This is a genomic window from Corynebacterium falsenii (assembly GCF_020099275.1).
GTDB lineage: Bacteria > Actinomycetota > Actinomycetes > Mycobacteriales > Mycobacteriaceae > Corynebacterium > Corynebacterium falsenii.
In genome coordinates this window covers 2087599-2109051 of record NZ_CP083646.1, presented here as the reverse complement: position 1 = coordinate 2109051, position 21453 = coordinate 2087599, and the positions used below count along the sequence as shown (strand labels likewise).

10 protein-coding genes are annotated in these 21453 nt (G+C 62.6%); 4 read left to right on the top strand and 6 right to left on the bottom strand.

What is annotated here, in order from left to right:
- Positions 1-4566 carry an Eco57I restriction-modification methylase domain-containing protein gene (locus LA343_RS09165; protein ID WP_025403028.1) on the bottom strand — a complete coding sequence of 1522 codons (4566 nt, stop codon included), beginning with the start codon at positions 4564-4566 and terminating at the stop codon, positions 1-3.
- 34 nt (positions 4567-4600) lie between these two features.
- Positions 4601-7609, bottom strand: a complete 3009-nt coding sequence (locus LA343_RS09160) for a DEAD/DEAH box helicase (protein ID WP_025403027.1) — start codon at positions 7607-7609, stop codon at positions 4601-4603.
- Positions 7610-7941: 332 nt separating this feature from the next.
- Here LA343_RS09160 and LA343_RS09155 point away from each other — a divergent pair, with 332 nt between their 5' ends.
- The gene (locus LA343_RS09155) at positions 7942-8595 is read left to right on the top strand and encodes a DUF421 domain-containing protein (protein ID WP_224209149.1); all 654 of its coding nucleotides are present in this window, start codon (positions 7942-7944) and stop codon (positions 8593-8595) included.
- 35 nt (positions 8596-8630) lie between these two features.
- Here LA343_RS09155 and LA343_RS09150 read toward each other — a convergent pair whose 3' ends face one another.
- From LA343_RS09150 to ligA, 4 genes are all read right to left on the bottom strand, one after another.
- The gene (locus tag LA343_RS09150; RefSeq protein ID WP_025403025.1) at positions 8631-9581 is read right to left on the bottom strand and encodes a hypothetical protein; all 951 of its coding nucleotides are present in this window, start codon (positions 9579-9581) and stop codon (positions 8631-8633) included.
- Between the two features lie 303 nt (positions 9582-9884).
- The gene (locus tag LA343_RS09145) at positions 9885-11174 is read right to left on the bottom strand and encodes a hypothetical protein (protein ID WP_144084498.1); all 1290 of its coding nucleotides are present in this window, start codon (positions 11172-11174) and stop codon (positions 9885-9887) included.
- Between the two features lie 679 nt (positions 11175-11853).
- Complete coding sequence (locus tag LA343_RS09140; RefSeq protein ID WP_025403023.1) at positions 11854-12684, bottom strand: aldo/keto reductase; 831 nt, start codon at positions 12682-12684, stop codon at positions 11854-11856.
- Positions 12685-12799: 115 nt separating this feature from the next.
- On the bottom strand, positions 12800-14872 hold the full coding sequence (gene ligA / locus LA343_RS09135) for an NAD-dependent DNA ligase LigA (protein WP_039910947.1): 2073 nt from the start codon (positions 14870-14872) through the stop codon (positions 12800-12802).
- 311 nt (positions 14873-15183) lie between these two features.
- Here ligA and LA343_RS09130 point away from each other — a divergent pair, with 311 nt between their 5' ends.
- The 3 genes from LA343_RS09130 to LA343_RS09120 all read left to right on the top strand — a co-directional run bounded on the left by LA343_RS09130 (position 15184) and on the right by LA343_RS09120 (position 21335).
- Positions 15184-17043 carry an HNH endonuclease signature motif containing protein gene (locus LA343_RS09130; RefSeq protein ID WP_025403022.1) on the top strand — a complete coding sequence of 620 codons (1860 nt, stop codon included), beginning with the start codon at positions 15184-15186 and terminating at the stop codon, positions 17041-17043.
- 717 nt (positions 17044-17760) lie between these two features.
- The gene (locus LA343_RS09125; RefSeq protein WP_025403021.1) at positions 17761-19533 is read left to right on the top strand and encodes an acetyl/propionyl/methylcrotonyl-CoA carboxylase subunit alpha; all 1773 of its coding nucleotides are present in this window, start codon (positions 17761-17763) and stop codon (positions 19531-19533) included.
- Positions 19534-19646: 113 nt separating this feature from the next.
- Positions 19647-21335, top strand: coding sequence for an acyl-CoA carboxylase subunit beta (locus LA343_RS09120; protein ID WP_025403020.1), 1689 nt, complete (start codon positions 19647-19649; stop codon positions 21333-21335).
- Positions 21336-21453 lie beyond the last annotated feature (118 nt).

The window sequence follows — 21453 nt, the reverse complement described above, 5'->3', positions numbered from 1 at the left end:
TTACAGCTCCTGGGCGAAGCGAGCGTAGGCCTCGCGCAGGTCGGCTTCGCGATCCAAGGGGGCGAAGGGGTACTCGAAGGTGTACGTTGCTTCCGATTGTGGGTGGGTCCAGGTGCGCTCGGCCTCGGTGAGCTGTTGGCCGGGCTTGAGCTTGGCCTCGAGCTTCACGATATCCTTGGGGACTTTGCGGCCGTTCGCGTCGTAGAGGTCCTCCTGGTCGTAGCGGCGCATGACGGGGAACTGGGTGCGGTAGATCATGCACAGCTCGTCGGCGGTCACGCCGAGGGAGAGGGCCACGATCGCGTCGATCTCGTTCTGGGCGTGCCAGCGCTCCTTGGCGTTGCGCAATGGCGTATTGGGGGTCCACTGCTCGCCGGTGATCTGCTCCCACAGCGGCGCGTAGGCGCGGGTGAGGCAGTTCAGGCGCAGGTAGTTGCGGGCGGCGGTTGGCCAGAGGGCGTTCTCGGTGCCGAGGGGGAGGGATTCAAAAACTGGTCCGTAGATGTTAGCGAGACCTTTCGAGCGCAGGAAAAAGTCGACAAGGAAGGAACTGGAGGTCGCTGCTCCCGACAAAGAATGCGCATTCTCCACTGGGCCAGCAGAATGTATACCGTTTGCGTGGCATGCCTTCGGTGGGAGAAGTGCCGGATATAACGTTCGAAAACCAGTGTTTGCGGCCATTGTTCTCCACGCGACGCGAAAATGATCGGTAACTGGGGTTCGCCCCGCTGTCGTCACCCAATAGCCGTAGGAAGTCTTGTAGTCTACTTTATCTTGATTCGGCAGATAGGCCGTGGCAGGGATGAAATCTTCGGAGCATTCTTCGATGTCAACCCCAGACCAGTCCTTGCTTGATCGCATGCTTTCATTGGGCTGCTTAATCATTGGGGTGGAGACACCGAGGTGGGTCCCCTGCAGGATAACGTCAGACCACGACTCTGCGTGCTGCCAGGAGGTATCGAAGTAACCTTTCTTCTTGTCGATCGACTCGTCCCACCCGCGGGAAAACTGGAGGCCAAGAGACTTCATGCGTGGTGCTGCAGCGAGCTTCTCAAGCACAGTAGCCGCCTCCGTGTTGACGGTAAAGACGGAACGTGTTTCGAGCAGTGGAGTGTCTGGGTCTTCTAAGATTATTTTCCAAGTGTTCAAGGTGGCGTTAGTGACCCTAGTTATGCGACTCCGGTGAGGGCGGAGATCCCATTTTCCTTCATCTGTTTTGAAGGCGGGAACGGGGCCAGAACCGTCATGAATTAATGATTCCGTAATTACTTTTGGATGATGAACTGCGGATGCTTGAATGAAATATATTTCCGATCTGGGAAAGGCGTAAATATCAACGTTGAAGTTTTTCTCGTCCGTTCCGATATCGAACAGGCCGAGTTTATTTGTAATATTCCACGAGCGCCGGAGGCGCCGGTATGCTTCAGCGCGCAAGATGGTAGCCTTCTTATCTGTGAAATGAGTTCCAGGGTGGATGAGCGAAATTATGCCATTCCTGTTTGTGTTCATCCAGCTCCGCTCGATGAAGGCTCGATATGAGTTGGGCTGACCGGAAAGGTGCGGATATCTCGCAGTATCTCGCAGGACGGCGGCGGTGGCAGAAGTTTCTCCAATGCCCCTGAACAGCGTGCATAGGACTTCTGGCTTTTCGATTAGGGCTTTTCGCCGTTGTTCTTTGACCGAAGTTGCCTCGTTGGAGAGCGAAAACCACGGGTCGTGCTCCGAAAGCAGCGCATCCACGTCCGTACGCGGCCTCACCCACGGCGGGTTACCCACCTGGAAGTCAAAGCCGCCGTTCGCCATCACCGCAGCGAAGTCCAAGTCCCAGTGGAAGAAGGACTGCTCCTCGCTCACCCGCTCCACAATCCGCAGCCACGGGTGGGCCGCCAGCAGGGCATCGTGCTTCAACGCGCCCGAGGCGCCGAACTCCACGCTTTCTGCGAAGCCCAGATCGTTCCAGTTCATGTCAAAGCCGAAGCCCAGCGTTGCCGTTTTGTTTTCGTCGAAGGCTGAGTTCTCGTGACCCAGGGCGTCCCGCAGCATCGCCAGCCACTCCTCGTGATCCGGCAGCGCATCAATCTCGCTGAGCGGCCAGAACCACAGCGCATTCCACGCATTCATCACCAAGCGCAGGCGCTGGTAGGACCCATCGAGGTTCTCGAACAGCTCTTTTTCAATCTCGGCCCGGGTGACCGCCTGCGTGTCCGCAACCGGCGGCTGACCCCATACCCGCACCCCGCGGCGGATCTGGCTTTCGGCGATCTGCAGGCGCACCAGCGCGAAGCGCCACAGCATCTCCACCCGCTCCGCCAGCGCCTTGAGCTCGGTGACCTGGCCCGCGCGGAAGCCCAGCTGCACGGCCTTGCGCCAAGCCTTCATGGCCCTGACCTCCTCCGGGGCCATCTGCTTGAGGTCCTTCGAATCACTAGCCGCGCCCCATCCCGGGGAGGGCACCAGGAAGTGATGCACCCGGCCGGCCAGCTTTGGGTTGTGCTGCTTCGGCAGGATGTACTCCGCCACGGTCTCCACACTGTGGTGCGTCGGCTGCTCGGGCAGGTACTTCTTCGTGGTCAGGTTCTCAGCCGTCACCGTGGAGCGGGTGGCACCGATCAGCGAATTACCGTGACGCAGGTGCAGGCCGAACCACGGGGCCTTCAACTCGGCCGTCATCGTATTGAGCCACAGCGAAATCTCCGCCAACTCCACCGCCGTGCGGTTCAAGTCCACGCCGTAGACCTGGTGCAGCGCGATGGAAGCCTTCACCCGCTGCAGCTCCTCGGTCAGGTTCTCCGCCGGGATCTGCTCGCCCAACTCCTCCTGCTTGAGGGTGATGTACAGCTCCGCAAGCTGGTTCACGGCCTCCACCGCGAACGCGCCCGAGCCCATCGCGGGCTCGCAGATGCTCAAACTCAACACATCATCCGCACAGGTCACGCGCGATTCCCGCAGCTCCTCAATGGCCTGCCCCACCGTGAACTCCGTAATCACCGGTGGCGAGTAGAACGATGCCGAACGTTCCCGATCCCGCGACGACTGCCGGTAGACGAACGACCCCGGCGCGTACCGCCGGTTGCGCGTGCGCACGCCCATGGCATCCTCCACCTGCTCCTGCACGATGCTGTCCGAAGGCAGAGTCTCCGCCAGCGCCACCGGAACCACCCACGAGCCCTTAGAGGCATCGCCGTGCGGGGCGACCTCCAGCAGCTCCTGATCCGCGATGAAGCCCGTGTAACTCATCAGGCCCTCATACACCTGGCCCAGCTGGGTGACACCCAGCGTGGCGTACGAGACGAAGCCGCGCTCCCGTCCGCGAGTCTCGCGGGTGAGCAGCAAGTTCTGCAACACCTTATGCAGCGCCGCATTGGATAGGCCCGTGCGCGTGATGTACTCCGTGGCGCTGTCCTTGAACAGATCCGCCGCGAGGTTCCTAAACTGCAGTCCGTCCTCGCCCGCTTGGGCGTCGAACAAAGGAGCCGACTCATCCATGGGATCGTGGCCCTGATCCACCAACCGGAACAACACATCCAGGCTGTCATACAGGTACGTGCCACGGGCCGCCCGATCCGTCGGCGGCTCCACCAGAATCTGATCGCGCAGATTCGCCAGGCCATAACCATCGTCGTACTCCGGCACGCCCGTGGGCAGGATGTTCAGCTCCGGCGAGGCCTCCGCGAACAGCAGGAACAAAATGCGGTAGAGATACCGCAGCGACTGCTTGGCCAGCTCATTACCGTTGACGTCCGCCGTGGATAGGCCCTGCTCCCGGTAGCGGCGGAGCACATCATTGCCGATGATCTCGATGGATTCCTTAATCGCCTGGCGCAGATCCTCACTGACCTTCACCGCGTGCTCGCGGGACTCGGCGAGCGTATCCGCCCACCACGTGGTGCCATCGGCAGCCTGGGCAATGTGCTCCCACGCCAGCGCCGCAGCCACCTGCATGAGCTCGCCCTTGGCCTTCGTATCGTTGCGCTCCGCGGCCAGGGACACATCCACGCCGAGGTACCGGCCGAGTGGCCACGACTCCCGCTCCGCGAGCACCACCCACGCCCCCGCGATGAGCACCACGAACGCCGGTGGGGTGTCCGCCAGGAACAACTCGGTAACCAACTTCGTGGCCGTCCAGTCCACCGGTTTGCCATCTAGTTCGACGCCACACCGCGGCATCGCCTCCACCAACTCCTCGATACCGGTGATGGGATCGATGCGCACCACGGCGGCCTGGTGCTGCAGCGCTGCCGACAGGGACAGCGTGGAGGACCCGAGCGCGAGCCGCTGAGTAGTCGGGGCCGGGTAGCCGAAGGCGGCCTCGATGGCTGCGGCGGCCTCGTCTGCGGAATCGGTGGAGTCCGCGGAGATGGTGGAGAGCACCGTTTGCAGCTGGTTGCGCCGAGACGACAGGCGGGACCAGGGGCTGGTTTGGGCGGCGGCCTTGTCCTCCGCCTTCCACTGCTTGACTGCTGCTTCGGCGCGCTTGCCGAAGGACTCGCCCTTGGATTCGTCGTTGGTCAGGTAGTAATCGCTGATCCACTCATCAACGTTGGCGATGGAATCGAAAGAAGCCATGAGATGTCCTGTCGGGGGTTAAGCGGTGCTGAGGTTAAGCGGTGCGGGGGATGATGACGGCGAGCGGGCGGATCAGCGAGCGCTCCGGGATGGTTGCCTTGAGCATCTCCCGCTGCTTGTCCACCACCTGCTTCGAACGGATGAGGGCCTGGTTGCCGCGCGAGATCGAGGCCTCCCAGCGGTCGGCTCGCTCCAGCCATTCATCCACGCGGCGGCGGGCTTTCTCAGTGCCGTTTTCCTTAATCACATCGAGCTGGTGCTCCGCGGCGGCCAGGCCCGCGGAGATCAGACGGCGGGCCTCCGGGGGCACGGTAAGTTGCCCGGTGGAGATCGCCTGCTCATCGAGGCCGATGGTGCGCAGCCAGCGCACCGGTTCCACCGAATCAACCGTGGCAGCGGGCATGCCTTCTTCCACATCCAGGCCGAATGGGCCCGGGGTGGCGATGAGGAACGACCGAGTGATCACCCGCCCGCGCGAGCTCGTCAGCGTGGCCATCATGAGCACCGTGAGCTGATCCACGTCTGCGGCGAATGCGGGGATCTCGGACTTGGTCATGGCGGACAGCGCCCTATCCGCCGCCCAATCCGTCACCGGATGCAGCGGACCCAAGAAGTGCGCCTTCGGCCACGTCTTGGAATCGCTGTTGCGCGCATCCTGCAACTGCGACTCGCCACGCGCCACGGAGGTGGCCAGCATGAGCCGGTCCTTGACATGCCGATACTCCACGTAGTCCTGGGGGAGTAGGTCGAACCTTCGTTGCAGATCCGGCGGCGGAGTCAGCTCCAGGGTGCGGTTGTCGTTGATGCTCAGGGCCACACCGCCGCGGGCTGGGGAATCGGACGGCACATCGTGAAACGCCTCCGCCAGCGCATCCACCAGGTATTCTTGCTCCCCGGCGTACAGGCTGGCTGCGCGCGGGGTCTCCGATTGAGGCTCGCTGACACCCTCTGAGGAAGACAGCCACGCCAAAAACGCGTCTACGCCCTGGTCGGGTAGTGCGGACGTGGCGGCGTCGGACGAAGACGACGAGCTTGATGATGAGCCTGATGATGCGCTTGAGGGCGCATCGCTCATCGCCGCCTCCTGCACCGCCCGAGCCTGCGCCAACATCTCCCCCGGGGAGCGGACAGTCGAGTCGAGATCGCGGAGGCCGCGGAGTACGTCGCGGATCTGATCCTCCTCGCCGCGGATCGTGTGTTGGCCCATCAACGACGCCGCATCGCCCAACATCTCGTGCGCCTCATGCTCGCGCTCCACGAGCTTCTGCAACACGTGCGTCTCGCCCACGCCCTCGGCCGGGTCGAGCAGCAAGGTGGTGATCTGCGGCGGCTCGGTCTGGCCATAACGATCGATGCGGCCATTGCGCTGCTGAATGCGGATCAGGGACCAGGGGATGTCGTAGTGGATGAGGTGGTGGCACTGGGTGTGGAGGTTCACGCCCTCGCTGGCGACGTCTCCCGTGATGAGCACGCGCAGGGGAGTGTCGGCGCGCTTGAACTCGTCGATGAGCTCCATCTGCTCGATATCGGACATGCCGCCGTGCATGATGCGGACCGCGCCGGTGGGGAGCTTGAGATGCTTGGCGAGGTTCTCCTCGAGGAAGCGCAAGGTGGCGACGCGCTCGGAGAAAATCACCGCGCGGGTCGGCGACTTCTTGCCCACGCCGATGTCCTGGAGGTAGTCGACGAGCTGCCAATACTTGTTGGAGGTCTCTGGAGTGATGCGGCTGTTGAGGTCGCGGAGGTGGTGGAGGGCGGCGATCTGGTTTGCGTCGGTGGAGTTGGTGTTGTTGTTGCTGTTGCCGCCGAGCGTGTCCAACCGGTTGTTGATCGTCTCCGCCAGCGCCGCCGGAGAGGACAGATACGCCTTCACCAACGTCCACGGGAACAGGTCCCCGCTGAGCTTCGTGCCGAGCCACGTATCGCTGAGCTCCCGCGCCACCGCTGTTTCTTCGTTCGACGCCTCAACGAGGATATTCTTCGGTTCCTCACGGATGGCCCACTTATCTCCGACCACAGATGCCACCTCGGGGGAGTTACGGTGGCGGCGGAGAATCAGATCCTTGGCGGCCTTCTGGTCGATGATGCCGTCCGGGGAGACAGAGAGGGGATCGAGGAGGCGCAGAATCTCCTTGAAGGAATCCGGGTTGCCGTTGTGCGGGGTGGCGGAGGCCAGGATCAGCGCGTCAGTGCGCGGAGCGAGGGTGCGGATGAGGCGGTTGTTCTGGGTACCGGAGTTGGTGGCGTTGTGGATTTCGTCGACGATGACGATGTCCCAGCTCACCTTCTCAAGCTGCGCCATGTACTTGGCGGACTTGAGCGTGTCCATGGAGACGATGACGCGGGGGAAGTACGTGAAGGGGTTCTTGCTGGCGGGCAGCTTCTGGCGGACCTTCTGGATGCCCTGGGAATCGAGGCGGACGAGGGGAATGGCGAAGCGGGTCCACAGCTCCTGTTGGAACTGCTCGAGGACATGCTTGGGAGTGACCACGAGGATGCGTTCGCCGCATCCGCGGCGGATCAACTCGGCGGCGATCATACCAATTTCCAGGGTTTTGCCGAGGCCAACGGCGTCGGCTAAAAGGAGTCGGGGCTGCGCGCGATTGGGGTTGAGGGCGTGGCGGACGGCGGCGAGTTGGTAGTCGAGGGGGTCGGCGAGCATCCGGTCGGAGACGTCGGGGTGAGGGTGGTGGAGCGGCACCGGGGTTTGGCGGATGGTGGACTCGAGCCAGAGTTTGGAATGGCGGAAGCCGGGGGAGTTGTCGGCGACAGGCGTGACGGCGGCGGGGTCGAAGACGCGGATGTCGTCGAGGGCGGTGAAGAAGGTGGCGGTGGTGTCGCGGACGTAATCGGAGAGTCCGCGGACTTTGACGCGGAATCCGTCGGTGGTGCGGGCGACGTGGGTGACGAGCCACGACTCGTTGCGAACTTCGACGGTGACGCCGGGGGCGAGTTGGTCGAGGCTGGTTGGTGCGGCGGGTGCGGCGGCGGCGCTGGTGGGGCGATCGGCGGGTGCGGCGGAGGAGAAGGGCGCGTCAGTCATAGGTTTTTCAGTGTAGTTAAGGGGCCAAGTGCCGGGGGAGCTATCGGAACTGATGGTGTGAACTGGTGGCTTCGAAAGGGGGTACCGAGGATCGCCGATCCGGATTTCGGACCGGGTCACCTAAGTGGATGAGGCGAACTGCGATCCGGATTTCGGATCGGAACGGATCTCAAAGGCTGGGCTGAGGGTAGCTGGATTGCTTGGTGGTTCGGCCTCAATTATAGCTTTGACCTGCGACAACGCCTGATCCTCCAAGCCCTTATTAGACTATGTGTTTTAATTTAGAAAAGTCGCTTAGATCCATTGTCGCTCGAGCGATGTAGTTGTTGAGCTTGTCCGCACGTGGCGACGTCGGCGTGGGGCTCGGCGTCGGTCTCGGCCTTGGCGCGAGCGTCGGGGTGATCGTCGGCGGGAGCATTAACGTTGGCGCTGCTGAACTGCGCGAATCGTGCATACTGTCACGTATGTGGTTTTCAGGGATGGATCCGATTGTGCGCATTCTGCTGGTTGGTGGGGCGTCGTATTTCGCGCTGCTCATCATGCTGCGGGTGACGGGCGCGAGGTCGCTGGCGAAGTTCAACGCATTCGACTTTGCGGTGACCGTGGCTGTGGGCTCGATGCTCGCGACTGCCGTGACCTCGACCGACCTGGCTTTCAGCGCTGGCGTGGTGGGCATCGGTCTGATGCTGGCGCTGCAGTTCATCGTGGCAAGGCTGATCCGAGATCGGCAGGGGCTGCGGGCGCTGGTGACGGCGTCGCCGGTGGTTTTGGTGCGCGACGGCGAGATGATCCCCGAGGGGCTGAAGGCTGCCCGGCTGGGTGAATCCGACGTCTACCAGGCCGCGCGGCAGGCCGGGCACGGCGGATTGGATGCCATCGCGGCGATGGTGCTGGAGACGGACGGCACCGTCTCGACAATCACGCGCGACAAGGTGGGATCGGGTGCGGCGTTGGCTGAGCTGGGGAAGCGGGAGCGGCAGCGGTAACCCGATCCGAAATCCGGACCGAGCCCTGCCCACCTCTACCGAGGCTGCGGCAGGAAGCCCGCGACCGGCTGCGGGACCAGCACGTTCTCCGGGATCGTCGCGATGATCGGGTCCGTGACGGGAGGCGCGATGTGGCCAATCTGCTGCTGCGCCACCAACCGCGCCGGGTAGTTCACCATGCCCAGACCAGAGGAGCCGAGGATGCCGGGGGCGACTGGTGGCGTCGGGGTGGAAATACCCGGAACGAACGCTGCCTGGACATCGCCAGTGAGCTGCGCAGCCGGGCCGTTCGTGGCAGCGGCCACCGAGAAATCCGTGCCGTAGGAAGCGGACGCGTGGAAGGACCGGCGATCATCCGACCAGCCCCACTTCGTACCGATCACACCAGGCAGCGTGGCGGTTCCATAGTTCTGCGCGTAACCGTCGGCCGCTACCGGCGACGCCGTAGCCAGCGCAACCAACACCGGGTCAGTCAGGTTCTGGCGCTTCTTCGCCTCGAGGTACTTCACGCTATCGGCCGTGGAGGTCGTCGAATTGCCCCAGTGAGCTGCGCCGTGAGTGTCGTTGAGGCCGTAAGCCCGGGCGGTTTCGTTAATGGACTGAGGATACTTGGCGTAGAGCTGCGAGGCGATGCGGTCATCCGACGTGCGGAGCATCTGCGTGGCCTGCGCCTTTTCCTCGGGCGTGCCGTGGGCGTAGACGTAGTCGGCGATGTACATCTTCACGATCGACAGGCCGGGGCGCGACTCGTGCTCGTTCGCGGTGCCGGCGTGGAATCCGGTGGGAGTGTGCTCGAAGGAAATCTGGGTGCGAGCTGGGGTGTTGATGGTGCCGTTCGGGTTGAGGTTCGGCACTGGGGCAGCGGACGCGGTGGTGGCTAGGGCCGGACCCGCGGACAGCGCGAGGGCGGCGGTGGCCGTGGCGGTCGCTGCGCGGCGGGAGGAGGTGGTGGCCGCGCGATGTGAGGTGCGCGGCGCGAGGGTCACGTTTGCGAACGTAGCTGGGCAAGTCTTGGAAGCACGGTGAGAGGCAGTCATTGTTTCAGTATTTCACGGAGAGTTTCTGATCGGGGCTGAGAGGCGGGAGAACAACTCGAAAGTGGGTGAGGCGTTGCTGTGGGGCTGGGAGCGTTAGTGCTCTGGTGGGGTTGTGGTGGCTGTGGTGATGTGGGGGCTTTAGTGCTGTGGGGCTGGGTTGCATTTCTTGGTGAGTTTCTGGGTTGTGTCTCTCAGTTATGCTTTTCGGTTGCGTCTCCAGCCGGTTGCGTCACTAATGGAAGTGTCACGCCTCTAGTTGGAGAGCGAGATCAAATGCGGCTTATATATTCCCTTGTTGAGGATGAGCTTTTCCAGATAGTGCGCAGCTTGAAGGACGGAAAAGAAGGAGGCTCCCACAGGAGGCAAGACTGCATCATCGGCGATGAAATCTTCGGCGATCGGCACCGAAAAATCCCAGGAAAATCGCCGAACCACGATGTACACAGCCATGGATGCTTCAAACTCGGCTGTTGTGATTGGAATGTACCTGTCCAAGCGATCGGATGCATTTTGAAAGAGATCTTCCGGCTTGCGTCGGCGGTATTCGTCGTGCTGCGATTGCATCCAGGGGGCGTTGTAAGCGGTGGTGGCCAATGCGATGCCGAATAGCGTGTACAGCAATTTTAGAGCCGAGTTGCGGGGATCTATCCAGTCGATCCCGGAGAGCATTGGTCTATCCATCGGATCTTCCGCGGATCCGGCATCAATCTTGCCGCACACCACTTCGTTGGGAACCACAGCGGGAAACTCAATGCGGTACAACGGTGGCCATTCGACTCCATACGGTGTTACCTTTTTGAGCGGCTGCGAATTACTCGGCGTGAAGGACAGCGGTATGACTGACACCGGAAAAGTGGATTCGCTGCTGAACCCTTGCACGGGGTACGAAACGCTGGTGCGTAGTCCGAGCTCTCCAAGTTTGTCGTTGATCTGGGATGCGACGCGAATAGGATCAAGGACACACTGCGAAAAGCGCCCGCGATTGTTAGCAACAGCGGTGTATGGGTCCGCCTGCTCCGCGGTCAGTCGGCGGGAGTTGAGGGGTTCGACGTCCTCGATGTCATACACGTAGGAGGTGGGGCCCTTCGGGTGGGCGATGACGATTCCCCGGGCTCCGATTTTCGTGCCAAAACCTAGCTGGTGCCACTTACTCGGACTGAGAGCGGTGGTTGCTGTTGGTTTCTGCGTGAGCGCGAGCACGGCGTTGTACAGGCTCAAGCTGGACAGAGCGCACAAGTGAGTGACGAATGTGCGTATGTCCTCGTTACTTTGCGCTGCCTTCAGCTTGCGTAGTTTGTCCGCTTGAATATCCCGTTCGAGTTGCGCGGCATCAGGGTCGTCTTGTCGGTCGTCTACTCGATCGTTGCGTTGTTCGCGTTCAAGACTTTGCGTTTGGCCAGGTTGAGGGTGCTGCGGTTTGAAAGCGGGGTCATGGTCCTCAAGGTATGAGATGAGGGCAGAGGGGGAGTCGACCGACTCATGGGCCCAGTCGAACCTGGGGAGCTTGCTGGAGAGCGTGTGGAATAATGCGCGACTCGTCATGGTGGCTTCGGCTTTCTCTCGATGGCGGGTTTAATCGCGTGTCAGTGAAGATATGGACGTGAAGTGGCGGTCGAGTGTGAGATTGTGTGGCGAACAGAGGAGTTAGGGAGGTTCGGGAGGTTGTGGTTGTGTGCGGTGATTGAGCACTTTAGTGACCGAGGTGGACAACGGGCGCTGCCCGGATCCCCTTAATGGTTCATAAGTTCTATATCGTGTATAAGTCAGTGAAGGTTCAGTTCGAGTGCGGGAGCCACAACGGTGGCCGAGCCCCACAAGCTCCACCATCTTCACAAGCCTGACGAGCCCCACAAAGCGCAATCCCCACAAGCTCTCAGTGCCAACCAGGCGAGTAATATCCCCGGGCCAACCATGCGGTCAAAGCCCGGTGCCGACCAGTGAATGTTCTCCAGCGGATCCGGATTTCGGACCGGAATCTTAGCCGGAAACACAAGAACCCCTCGATCCCGCTGGGCCCGAACTCACGGGGCCCGATCTCCCGGACCCGAACTCACGGGGCGCGATCTCCCCGGGCCTCGGACCATCGTCGGATTCGAGGAGCCGAAGAGGCGGTCGGGCTGGTGGCGTCGCAACGAAAGAACAGCCAGAAAGCAGCGCGCACGCGAGCTGAACGAAGCCTCACAACGCATCCCCCCAGAGTCTCGCCTACCTAGCGCTGCATCTAGAACTCCTCGTACTCCGCAGGATCCTGGTCCTTGCGCCGGCCGTCCGGGCGCCCCAGCGCCGAAATCGCCGCAACTTCGTCGTCAGTGAGGTTGATGGTGAGCGAACGCAGGTTCTGCTCCTGGCGCTCCCGCGACGACGCCTTCGGAATCGCCAGCGCACCAATGGCGCGGTGCCACGCGAGAACAACCTGTGCGGGTGAGGCGTCGTGAGCCTCGGCGGCGTCCACAATCGGCGCCTGCTCGAACACATCGCCGCGCGCCAGGGGGCTCCACGCCTGGGTGATGATCCCGTGCTTGCGGTGGTACTCCAGCGCGTCCAGCTGAGGGAAGTACGGATGAAGCTCAATCTGATTCACAACGGGAAGCTCGCCGGTGGCCTCGCGGATCGCCTCTAGGTGCTCGGGCAGAAAGTTGCACACGCCAACGTGCCTGATCAGGCCCTTATCGCGTGCCTCCATAAGCCCACGGTAAGCCTCCACGTAGTGGCCCTGCTTCGGATTCGGCCAATGAATGAGGTACAGGTCGATGTAGTCCAGACCCAATCGGAACAGCGATTCCTCCACCGTCTGCACAGCTTCCTGCTGGTAGCGGCCGGGAAGCTTGGATGTCACGATGATCTCTTCGCGGGGCACCCCTTGGTCGACGCCCCTACGAATCCCCTCGCCAACGGCTCCCTCGTTCTCGTAGTTGTACGCGGTATCGATGAGACGGTAGCCGGCCTCAATGCCGGAGAGTACGGAACGGGCGCCCGACTCGCCTTTGAGTTTGTAGGTGCCGAGTCCGAGCTTGGGGAGCGAGAAACCGTTCGCGCCGGTGAATGTCTCCATAACAAGATCCTTTCGCTTGTGGCGGGGTGGGGAGGTGGGGAAGTGGGGGGAGGCGGGAGAGGTAGGGAAGTCGGGCAGCGCAGGAACGATCACGGGGCCGCACAACCTGGGTAGCTTACTGGATTGAGCTCGCGCCCCCTTCCAGAAGCGCCGTAAACTCCTCTTCATCCAACACGCGCACTCCCAGATCCCGCGCCTTCGTGAGCTTCGACCCGGCCTTTTCTCCCGCGACTAGGAAGTCAGTCTTGCCGGACACACTGCCCGATGCCTTACCGCCGCGTGCCTCAATGGCCTCCTTAGCTTCGGTGCGGTCGAAACCTTCGAGAGTGCCGGTGACCACGATGGTGAGCCCGGAAAGCAGTTCGGCATCTGCTGCGGGGGCAGCGCCCTCCGCGTCTGGGTCGTCGGCGGGTTGTTCCATGCGCACACCCGCGGCGGCCCATGTGTCGATGATCTCTTGGTGCCAGTCCACCGTGAACCATTCCCGTACCGATTCGGCAATGATGCTGCCCACACCGTCAACCGCGGCCATTTCTTCAACGCTGGCGCCCCTGATGGCGTCGACCGATTCGAAACGCTTGGCCAACGCCTTGGCGGCGGTGGGGCCGGCATGGCGGATCGATAGGGCTACAAGCACGCGCCATAGATCAACGGACTTGGCCTGCTCCAGGTTCTCCAGCAACGTCTCGCCAGCCTTGTTGAGCGTGCCATTTTTCGAGGAGTAGGCAGATGTTGCCGTGAGATCGTCGGCGGTGAGGTTGAACAGCCGCGATTCGTCGGCGAGCACGCCAGAGTGGATGAGATCGTAGGCTGCCTTCTCGCCCAATGCGTCGATGTCGAACGCCCCACGGCCGGCGAGGTAAGTCAGGCGACTATACAGCTGACCAGGGCAGTAGCGGGTGTTTGGGCAACGCCAGTCGGCATCGCCTTCCTTGCTGGGAGCCAAGGCGCTGCCGCACTCCGGGCACACGGAGGAGTAGATGAACTCCCGCTCCTCGCCGGTGCGGGCATCCTCAACGGGGCCGAGGACCTCGGGGATTACTTCGCCGGCCTTTCGGATCATGATCTGATCACCGAGTTTCACACCCTTGCGGTGCGCCTCCGAGGGGTTGTGCAAGGTCGCCATGGTGACCGTTGATCCAGCGACGTACTTCGGCTCCATCACGGCGTACGGGGTGGCGCGACCCGTGCGGCCGATGTTGACGCGGATGTTGCGCAACTGGGTCATGGCCTCTTCCGGCGGGTACTTATAGGCGATGGCCCAGCGCGGTGCGCGGCTGGTGGTGCCCAGACGCTTTTGTTCATCCAGGGCATCGACCTTGATGACCACGCCGTCCATCTCGTGGGCGGCATCGTGTCGGTGCTCGCCCCAGTACTCCACCTGCTTGATGACTTCCTTGGCACTGTGGACCTGCTGCGTATAGGGGCTGACCGGCAGTCCCCATGCGGAAATTGCCCGGTAGGCCTCATGTTGAGATTGCGGATCGAACCCTTCGCGGGCGCCAATTCCATGGCAGATCAGGCGCAGTGGACGCTTGGCCGTGTCCTCGGCATTCTTCTGCCGCATCGCACCGGCGGCGGCGTTGCGCGGGTTGGCGAACATCTTCAGCCCCTCGGCCTGGCGCTGCGCATTCATCGTGGCGAAATCTTCCACGGTGATGAACACTTCGCCGCGGATCTCGACGAGCTGGGGCACGGGAAACTCCTCGGTTCCGTGCAGCTCATCGGGGATATCGCCGAGCGTGCGGGCATTGTGAGTGATGTCCTCGCCGGTGGTTCCATCGCCTCGGGTCAGCGCTAGTTCGAGCTTGCCGTCGACATAGAGCAGGTTGATGCTGGCGCCGTCGATCTTCAGCTCCGTGAGATAGGTCTCCGCTGGGGTGCGCTGAAGCCAGCCATCGAGCTCGTCTTCGTCGAAAACATTGTCCAAGCTGAGCATTCGCTCGCGGTGGTCAACGTTTCTAAACGGGCTCGAGGTTGGTGGGGCAGGGGCCACTTCCTGCGTTGGACTCGTGCCAGTGACAACTTCAGGGTGCTCGCTTTCGAGCTGCTGAAGTTGCCGCAGGAGCTTATCGAAATCCTCGTCGGAAATGGTGGGCTCACCGTAGTAATAACGGTCGCGGTGCATGCGCACCTGCTCGGCGAGTTGTTGCCACTGCTCGGCTGGGTTGTCCTGGGAAGTACTCACGGCTCAAAGTGTAGTGCTCGGTGAGACATCGCTGCCATGAACTGTCGGTCTGCTGTGGTCGGTCATTGTTTCCCCTCCTGGGCCAACGTGGGCATGACCTGCCCGTTTGTGGCCTAAAAAATTTTTGGTGATGAACTCTTGTGTGGTGCGTGGAACGTGTGTACTATAAAAACTACAAGATGTTCGAGATGTTCGCAAGGGGTAACCAAAAAAACGTCGCGGAACTGCGATTATATCGAACGTCTTGGACGATCGCCGTAAAGGATTCGACAGCACTTACTAAATAGAATTTTGGGGTTTAAGGGGGATCAATGACATCCGCACAGCTCATCGTAGACAGCACAGAGGACAACGCAGACGCCAACACAGTAGGCAGCGCAACGATCAACCAAGCCCGCACGATCACCGAACTCGTGCAGGATGTTGAGCGGTCATTGCAGCTGATCACGGATGCACTTATCGCTTCGCCAGCTGATCTTTTTCGACGCCACGAGCACGAGCTGCGGCAGCTCATTCGCGTCACCAATCGCACCGATACTCTCCACGCAGCGTTCGCCTTCGCCGCGTCCGAGGCCCAGGCCTCCCGCAAGGTCGGCTCCGTCCACACCGCCGACTACCTTGTTCGCGCGCTGGATATCTCCAGGTACCAGGCAAAACAGTGGCTCAGCTTGGGCATGAAACTCTTCGCCGCACCACCGCCTGCCACCATCGCACCTCCTTTATCCGACGCCACAACGGACCCCGATCGCCCAGACGCACTGGATGGTCACGACGAGCTGGCCGAACGGCGCAAGCAGCACGAACTGCATCAGAAGCAACTTCGTGACCAGGCCGAGGCACGCCGCCGCGCACGGGATCTGTCCAACGCAAAGTTGTCTGAAATCAACCGCGAGCTTGAGCACCTCGATGACAGCCTTAAGTCCCAATGCCACGAGGACCTGCTCAACGAGGCCACGAAGAAGGCTGAGGAGACGTCTCTCTCTGACCTGAAGCTCTGGCTCCGTTCCAAGGTCAGGGAGGCGAACCGGTCTGTTGGGGATCCTTTCGCTGATCTGCGCGCCCGCAAAGTCACGTGGTCGCAGCCGGATGAGCGCGGCAACGTTCGACTCAACGCTGTGCTGCCTCGTACGGGTCATGCCTTGCTGGAGGTGTTGCTGGCCCCGGCGCGGCTCGTCGCCTGGGAGAAGAAGAGGGGGATCGATGTTGAGGAGGACAAGCGGTCGCTGCCGCAGCGCAGGGCGGATGCGCTCATGGCGATGTTTGAGAAGTGGGCCGAGGAAGGCGATGCGGCGGCCAGCGGACGGACTCGAGGCTTAGCGTCGCTGGTCATCGCCATGTCGGCGAAGGATCTCACCCAGCTGCCGGAGGGGTGCTCCGATCCGGGCGATGCTGCCGATTCCGGCGATTCCGGCGATGCGCCGGCTGGGGCTAGCACGCGGTGGCTGCCGACGAACACCAACGCCAAGCTGAGCCCACTGGATGTCCTACGCCTCGGTTTGGCGCAGCACGACCTGGGGGTTGTCGTCGAACCAAAAACTGGGCGCGCGCTGGATTCGGCGAAGGTGAAGCGCCATGCGTCGGTGCAACAGAAGCTCATGTTGGTCGCTGAGCAGTTGTGCTGTGCCTACCCGGGGTGCAACCAGTCGGCGTGCGAGTCGGATGTGCATCATGTGCTGGCTTGGGCGCGTGGGGGAAGGACGGATATTGAAAATCTGACGCTGCTCTGCCGCCATCATCACCGTATGAATAGGGATCAACGCGATGGTGGCCTGGGGATGGGGCACGCGGAGGTGGACCCGGTAACGGGGCGGGTTGGGTGGCGCGAGGCGCGCGCCCGTGCCGATGCGGATGATGCGGAGCCGCTTGCGCTTCCGGGAGTATTGGATGTGGGCGAGTTGGGCGTGAATTCGCCGACGCGGGGTGGGACTGATGGTTCGAGCGCGTCGGATTGGACTGATGGTTCGAGCGCGCCGGGTGGGTCGCGATCTGCAGGGCATCAGAGTCGTTCGCAATTGAATAGGCATCCGCGGTTGAGCGACGAGGTGGCGATCAACGGTTCCACGACCGCGCGCGAGGCGCCGGGGATGCGTGTGATGGGGCAGGAATGGGAGAGCGATGAGGTCCGGCTGGCCTACGAAGCCGGGGAGATTGCGGGGAAGGATCGGCGCTGAGTCGGCGAGACGTGCCGGTCCGAAATCCGGATCCGAAAACCCGATCCGAAATCCGGACCGAGACTGCAAGCGCTTCACCGTGAGTGTCGTAGCGAGGGGCGCGCCGAGAGCGCCGGTCCGAAATCCGGATCCGAAATCCGGACCGGCCGGGCGAATCCGGGTGAACCCGTCCGAATCTGTGGCGAATAACTGGCGAATAACTGGCGAGTTTGCGGACACACCGCGCCGGAGCAGGCACGAAAGGCCACCACTGTGCGTGCGATTCGCGGCGAGCAAGAGTGACAAAGCAGGCAAAAAGAGGCGAAAAGAAGCGACAAGGCAAGCGACACGGAAGACGGCAAGGCAGGCGATAAGTGGCAAGAAGTTATGAAAAGACAAGTGGGGACAATGAATTTACATCTTTATCGAGATCAGTAACGCACGGCCCGGAATGTAGCGCCAGTCACACCGACACCGCGATTGAGACGAGCCCGCGGGGGCAAAGGTGCGAGCGGGTTTTATAGCTATAAAGCCTCCGGACATCGCACACGTCGTAGCGGGGAAACCCGCACGGAGCTGCATGGGTGATGCGCGCGACCCCGCGGCAGGGAGCGGGAGGCGCCGTCCGAGGCGGGGGAGGGGGCGACACGACACGAACGAGCCGGTCTTAGACCTCGCCCCGCAGGCTCCTACTGTGTGCCGCACCCAATTCGGAACCCAATCACACGAAGGGCGCACATGATCCAGAAGATAGTGGTAGCCAACCGAGGCGAAATCGCAGCTAGAATTATAAGAACCGTCCACGACCTCGGTCTTCAGGCCGTCGCAGTCTACGCAGAAGCAGACGCGAACTCCCCGGCCGTCGAACTCGCCGACGAAGCCTACTGCCTCGGCGGCGGCACCCTCGCCGAGACCTACCTCAACGTCGACAAGATCCTCGAGATCGCCGAGCGCAGCGGCGCCGACGCCCTCCACCCCGGCTACGGCTTCCTCTCCGAGGTCGCCTCTTTCGCCGACGCCGTTACGGGCGCGGGACTCACATGGATCGGACCGTCCGCCGAGACCATCAACCAACTGGGGGACAAAATCAGCGCCCGCCGCACCGCCATCAGCGCCGGCGTGCAGCCCGTTCCGGGCACCAACGAATCCACTGACATGGATGCGGTCAGGTCATTCGTCGAGGAACACGGCCTGCCGATCGTCGCCAAGCGCTCCGACGGCGGCGGCGGGCGAGGCATCGAGATCCTCCGCACCGACCAGGACCTCAACGAATTCGAGGCCCGCCACGCCGGCGCCGACATCGACGCGTACTTCCTCGAGAAGTTCGTGGAAAACGGCCGGCACGTGGAAACCCAGTGCATGGCGGACGCGAAGGGGAACTTTGCCGTCGCCACCACCCGCGACTGCTCTGTGCAGCGCCGCAACCAAAAGCTCATTGAGGAAGCACCCGCGCCGGAGCTGAGCGAGAATGTGCAGGCCACGCTCGCCGAATGGTCGGAAGCCCTGTTCCGCACCACGAACTACCAGGGCCTCGGCACGTGCGAGTTCCTCGTCAAGGGCGAGGACGTGTACTTCCTGGAAGTTAACCCCCGACTGCAGGTGGAGCACACCGTCTCCGAGGAGATCACGGGACTCGACCTGGTAATGCAGCAGATCCGCATCGCCAATGGGGAAGAGCTCGTTGCGATTCCGGAGCCGCGCGGGCACTCCATCGAACTGCGCATCACCAGCGAGAATGCGGAACTGATGCCGACTGCGGGCGTCATCACACACCTCGACTGGCCCACCGGCCACGGCGTGCGCATCGAAACCGGCGTCCGCGAGGGCGATACCGTCAGCCCCGAGTTCGATTCCATGATCGCCAAACTCATCATCACCGGCACCGACCGCGACAACTGCATCGCCCGCTGCCACCGCGCCCTGCGCGAGCTCACCATCGTGGGCGTATCGACCCCCATCGACCTGCTTGAGGAGATCCTGGCGCACCCCGACTTCCGCAACATGAACATCGGCACGAAGTGGATGGAGGAGGAGTTCCTACCCAACTCGAGCTGTGCCGCTGAGTTCGCCGACGGAGCTGGAGCTAACGGAGCTGGTGCCCACGCAGCCGGTGCCGCCGCTGGTGAGGGGTGGACGCAACGGCGGGATGTGGTCGTCGAAATCGATGGCAAACGCCACACGATGACCCTGCCCACCGAGATCTTCGCCGCAGGCCAGCGCCCCGAACAACCCCGCCGAAGCGCCCGCGCCACCAATCAGCCCACCGTGCAACCCGATGGGGCAGTCGATGCCCAAGGCATTCTCGCCAGCCCCATGCAGTCGATCGTGGTGCGTATCCCCGTGGAGGTCGGCCAACAAGTCAAGGAAGGCGATATCTTGCTGGTCCTCGAGGCCATGAAGATGGAGAAATACATCCACTCGACCGTGGACGGAACCGTGGAGGAAGTGCTCGTGGACGTCGCCGCGAACGTGCCCGCCGGAACGCCGTTGCTCAAGCTCGCCGTCGCATAAACCCGGCGCACCGCAGCTCACGAAGAGCTCGCGTACAGCACGCGCACAGCACGCGTACAGAACACCGCAGCACACGCGCAGCACACCCAGCGACCAACAACCAAGGAGAAACAATGGGAATCAAGTCCCTCCGCAGCCTCGTAGCAGACGCCCTCACCCGCAAGGATCCCAAAGACCCCAAGCACACCAAAGGCACCCGCCCCACCCACGGCAGCGCCGAGCCCCTCGTCCCCGGCCAATCCCTCGACGGCAAAGACAACACCGACGTACACAGCACCCGCGTCGATTACCACAGCATCGAGCAGCAAGCCGAGGAAAAGGCCGCCGCCTTCCAGCACGCCAAGGGCAAAAAGACCGCCCGTGAGCGCCTCGAGCTCCTCCTCGACGATGACTCGTTCGTAGAAATCGGGCGCTTCCGCGGCGGCCACGCCTCCGAAGGCTTTCTTGGTGCGTCCGTCATCACCGGATTCGGAGAGATCAACGGCCGCCCCGTCGCCGTGTACGCCCAGGACTTTAGCCTCAAGGGCGGCACCCTCGGCTCCACCGAAGGCGCCAAGATCTGCGAACTCATGGACAAGGCCATCGCCCAGCGCATCCCGATCGTCTCCATGCTCGATTCCGGCGGCGCCCGCATCCAGGAAGGCGTGATGGCCCTTGCCCAGTACGGCCGCATCTTCCGCCGTTCCTGCAAGGCCTCTGGCCTGATCCCGCAGATCTCGATCATCCTCGGCCCCTGCGCCGGCGGTGCCGTCTACAGCCCAGCGCTTACCGACTTCGTGGTGATGACCCGCGAAAACTCCCACATGTTCGTCACCGGCCCGGACGTGGTCCGCGCCGTCACCGGCGAGGATGTCACCCCTGCCGAGCTCGGAGGAGCCGAACTACACAACGTCCAATCTGGCGTCGCCCATTACCTCGGCGAAGACGAGGAGGACGCGATCGACTACGCACGCAGCCTCCTCAACTACCTCCCCAGCCACTGCGACGAGCTCCCGCCGCACTACGCGTACACCACCTCCACCACCGACGAAACCGCCGCCGCGGGTGTCGGCGAGATGGTACCGAGCGACTCCCGCCAGCCCTACAACATGGTCGAGGTCGTCGAGGCGCTCGTGGATCACGGCGAGTTCGTGCAGGTCCAGGAGTATTTTGCGCCGTCGATCGTCATCGGTTTCGCGTGCATCAACGGCGGCACCGTGGGCATCGTCGCCGACCAGCCGAACCACAACGCCGGCACCCTCGACGTGGATGCCTCCGAGAAGGCCGCCCGGTTCGTCCGCTGCTGCGACGCCTTTGGCATCCCCGTGGTCACGCTCGTGGACGTGCCCGGATACCGCCCCGGCACCGACCAGGAGCAGGCCGGCATCATCCGCCGCGGCGCGAAGCTCATCTTCGCCTACGCCAACGCCACCGTGCCACTCGTGACCGTGACCCTGCGCAAGGCCTACGGTGGCGCGTACATCGTCATGGGCTCAAAGTCGATCGGCGCCGATTTCAGCTACGCCTGGCCCGACGCCGAACTGGCTGTGATGGGCGCCGACGGTGCCGTGAACATCCTGCACCGCCGCGAGATCAAGGCCGCCGGCCCGGACAAGAAGGCCATGGCGGCCAAGGCCAAGGAGCTCGCGGATGAGTACGCGGCGAAGAACATCAACCCGAACCTGTCGGTGGCATCGGGCGAGCTGGACGGGATCATCGAGCCCTCGCAGACGCGCCAGGTGATCGCGGAGGCCCTCGAGGTTCTCAAGACGAAGGATCGTACGCACCCGGGTCCGAAGCGGCATAACAACGGTCCGCTCTGATCGACGTATCGGTCCCGTCGGCAACATCCAGCAACGCCGGCATTATCCAGCAACACCAGCCTCATTCAGCACCGCCAGCCTCATTCAGCACCGCCAGCATCATCCAGCAAGAAAGACT

Bases quoted from the DNA above. Each gene is read 5' to 3' on its own strand.
- LA343_RS09165 (WP_025403028.1), bottom strand. From the start codon at position 4,566: ATGGCTTCTTTCGATTCCATCGCCAACGTTGATGAGTGGATCAGCGAT.
- LA343_RS09160 (WP_025403027.1), bottom strand. From the start codon at position 7,609: ATGACTGACGCGCCCTTCTCCTCCGCCGCACCCGCCGATCGCCCCACC.
- LA343_RS09145 (WP_144084498.1), bottom strand. From the start codon at position 11,174: ATGACGAGTCGCGCATTATTCCACACGCTCTCCAGCAAGCTCCCCAGG.
- LA343_RS09140 (WP_025403023.1), bottom strand. From the start codon at position 12,684: ATGGAGACATTCACCGGCGCGAACGGTTTCTCGCTCCCCAAGCTCGGA.
- LA343_RS09130 (WP_025403022.1), top strand. From the start codon at position 15,184: ATGACATCCGCACAGCTCATCGTAGACAGCACAGAGGACAACGCAGAC.
- LA343_RS09125 (WP_025403021.1), top strand. From the start codon at position 17,761: ATGATCCAGAAGATAGTGGTAGCCAACCGAGGCGAAATCGCAGCTAGA.
- LA343_RS09120 (WP_025403020.1), top strand. From the start codon at position 19,647: ATGGGAATCAAGTCCCTCCGCAGCCTCGTAGCAGACGCCCTCACCCGC.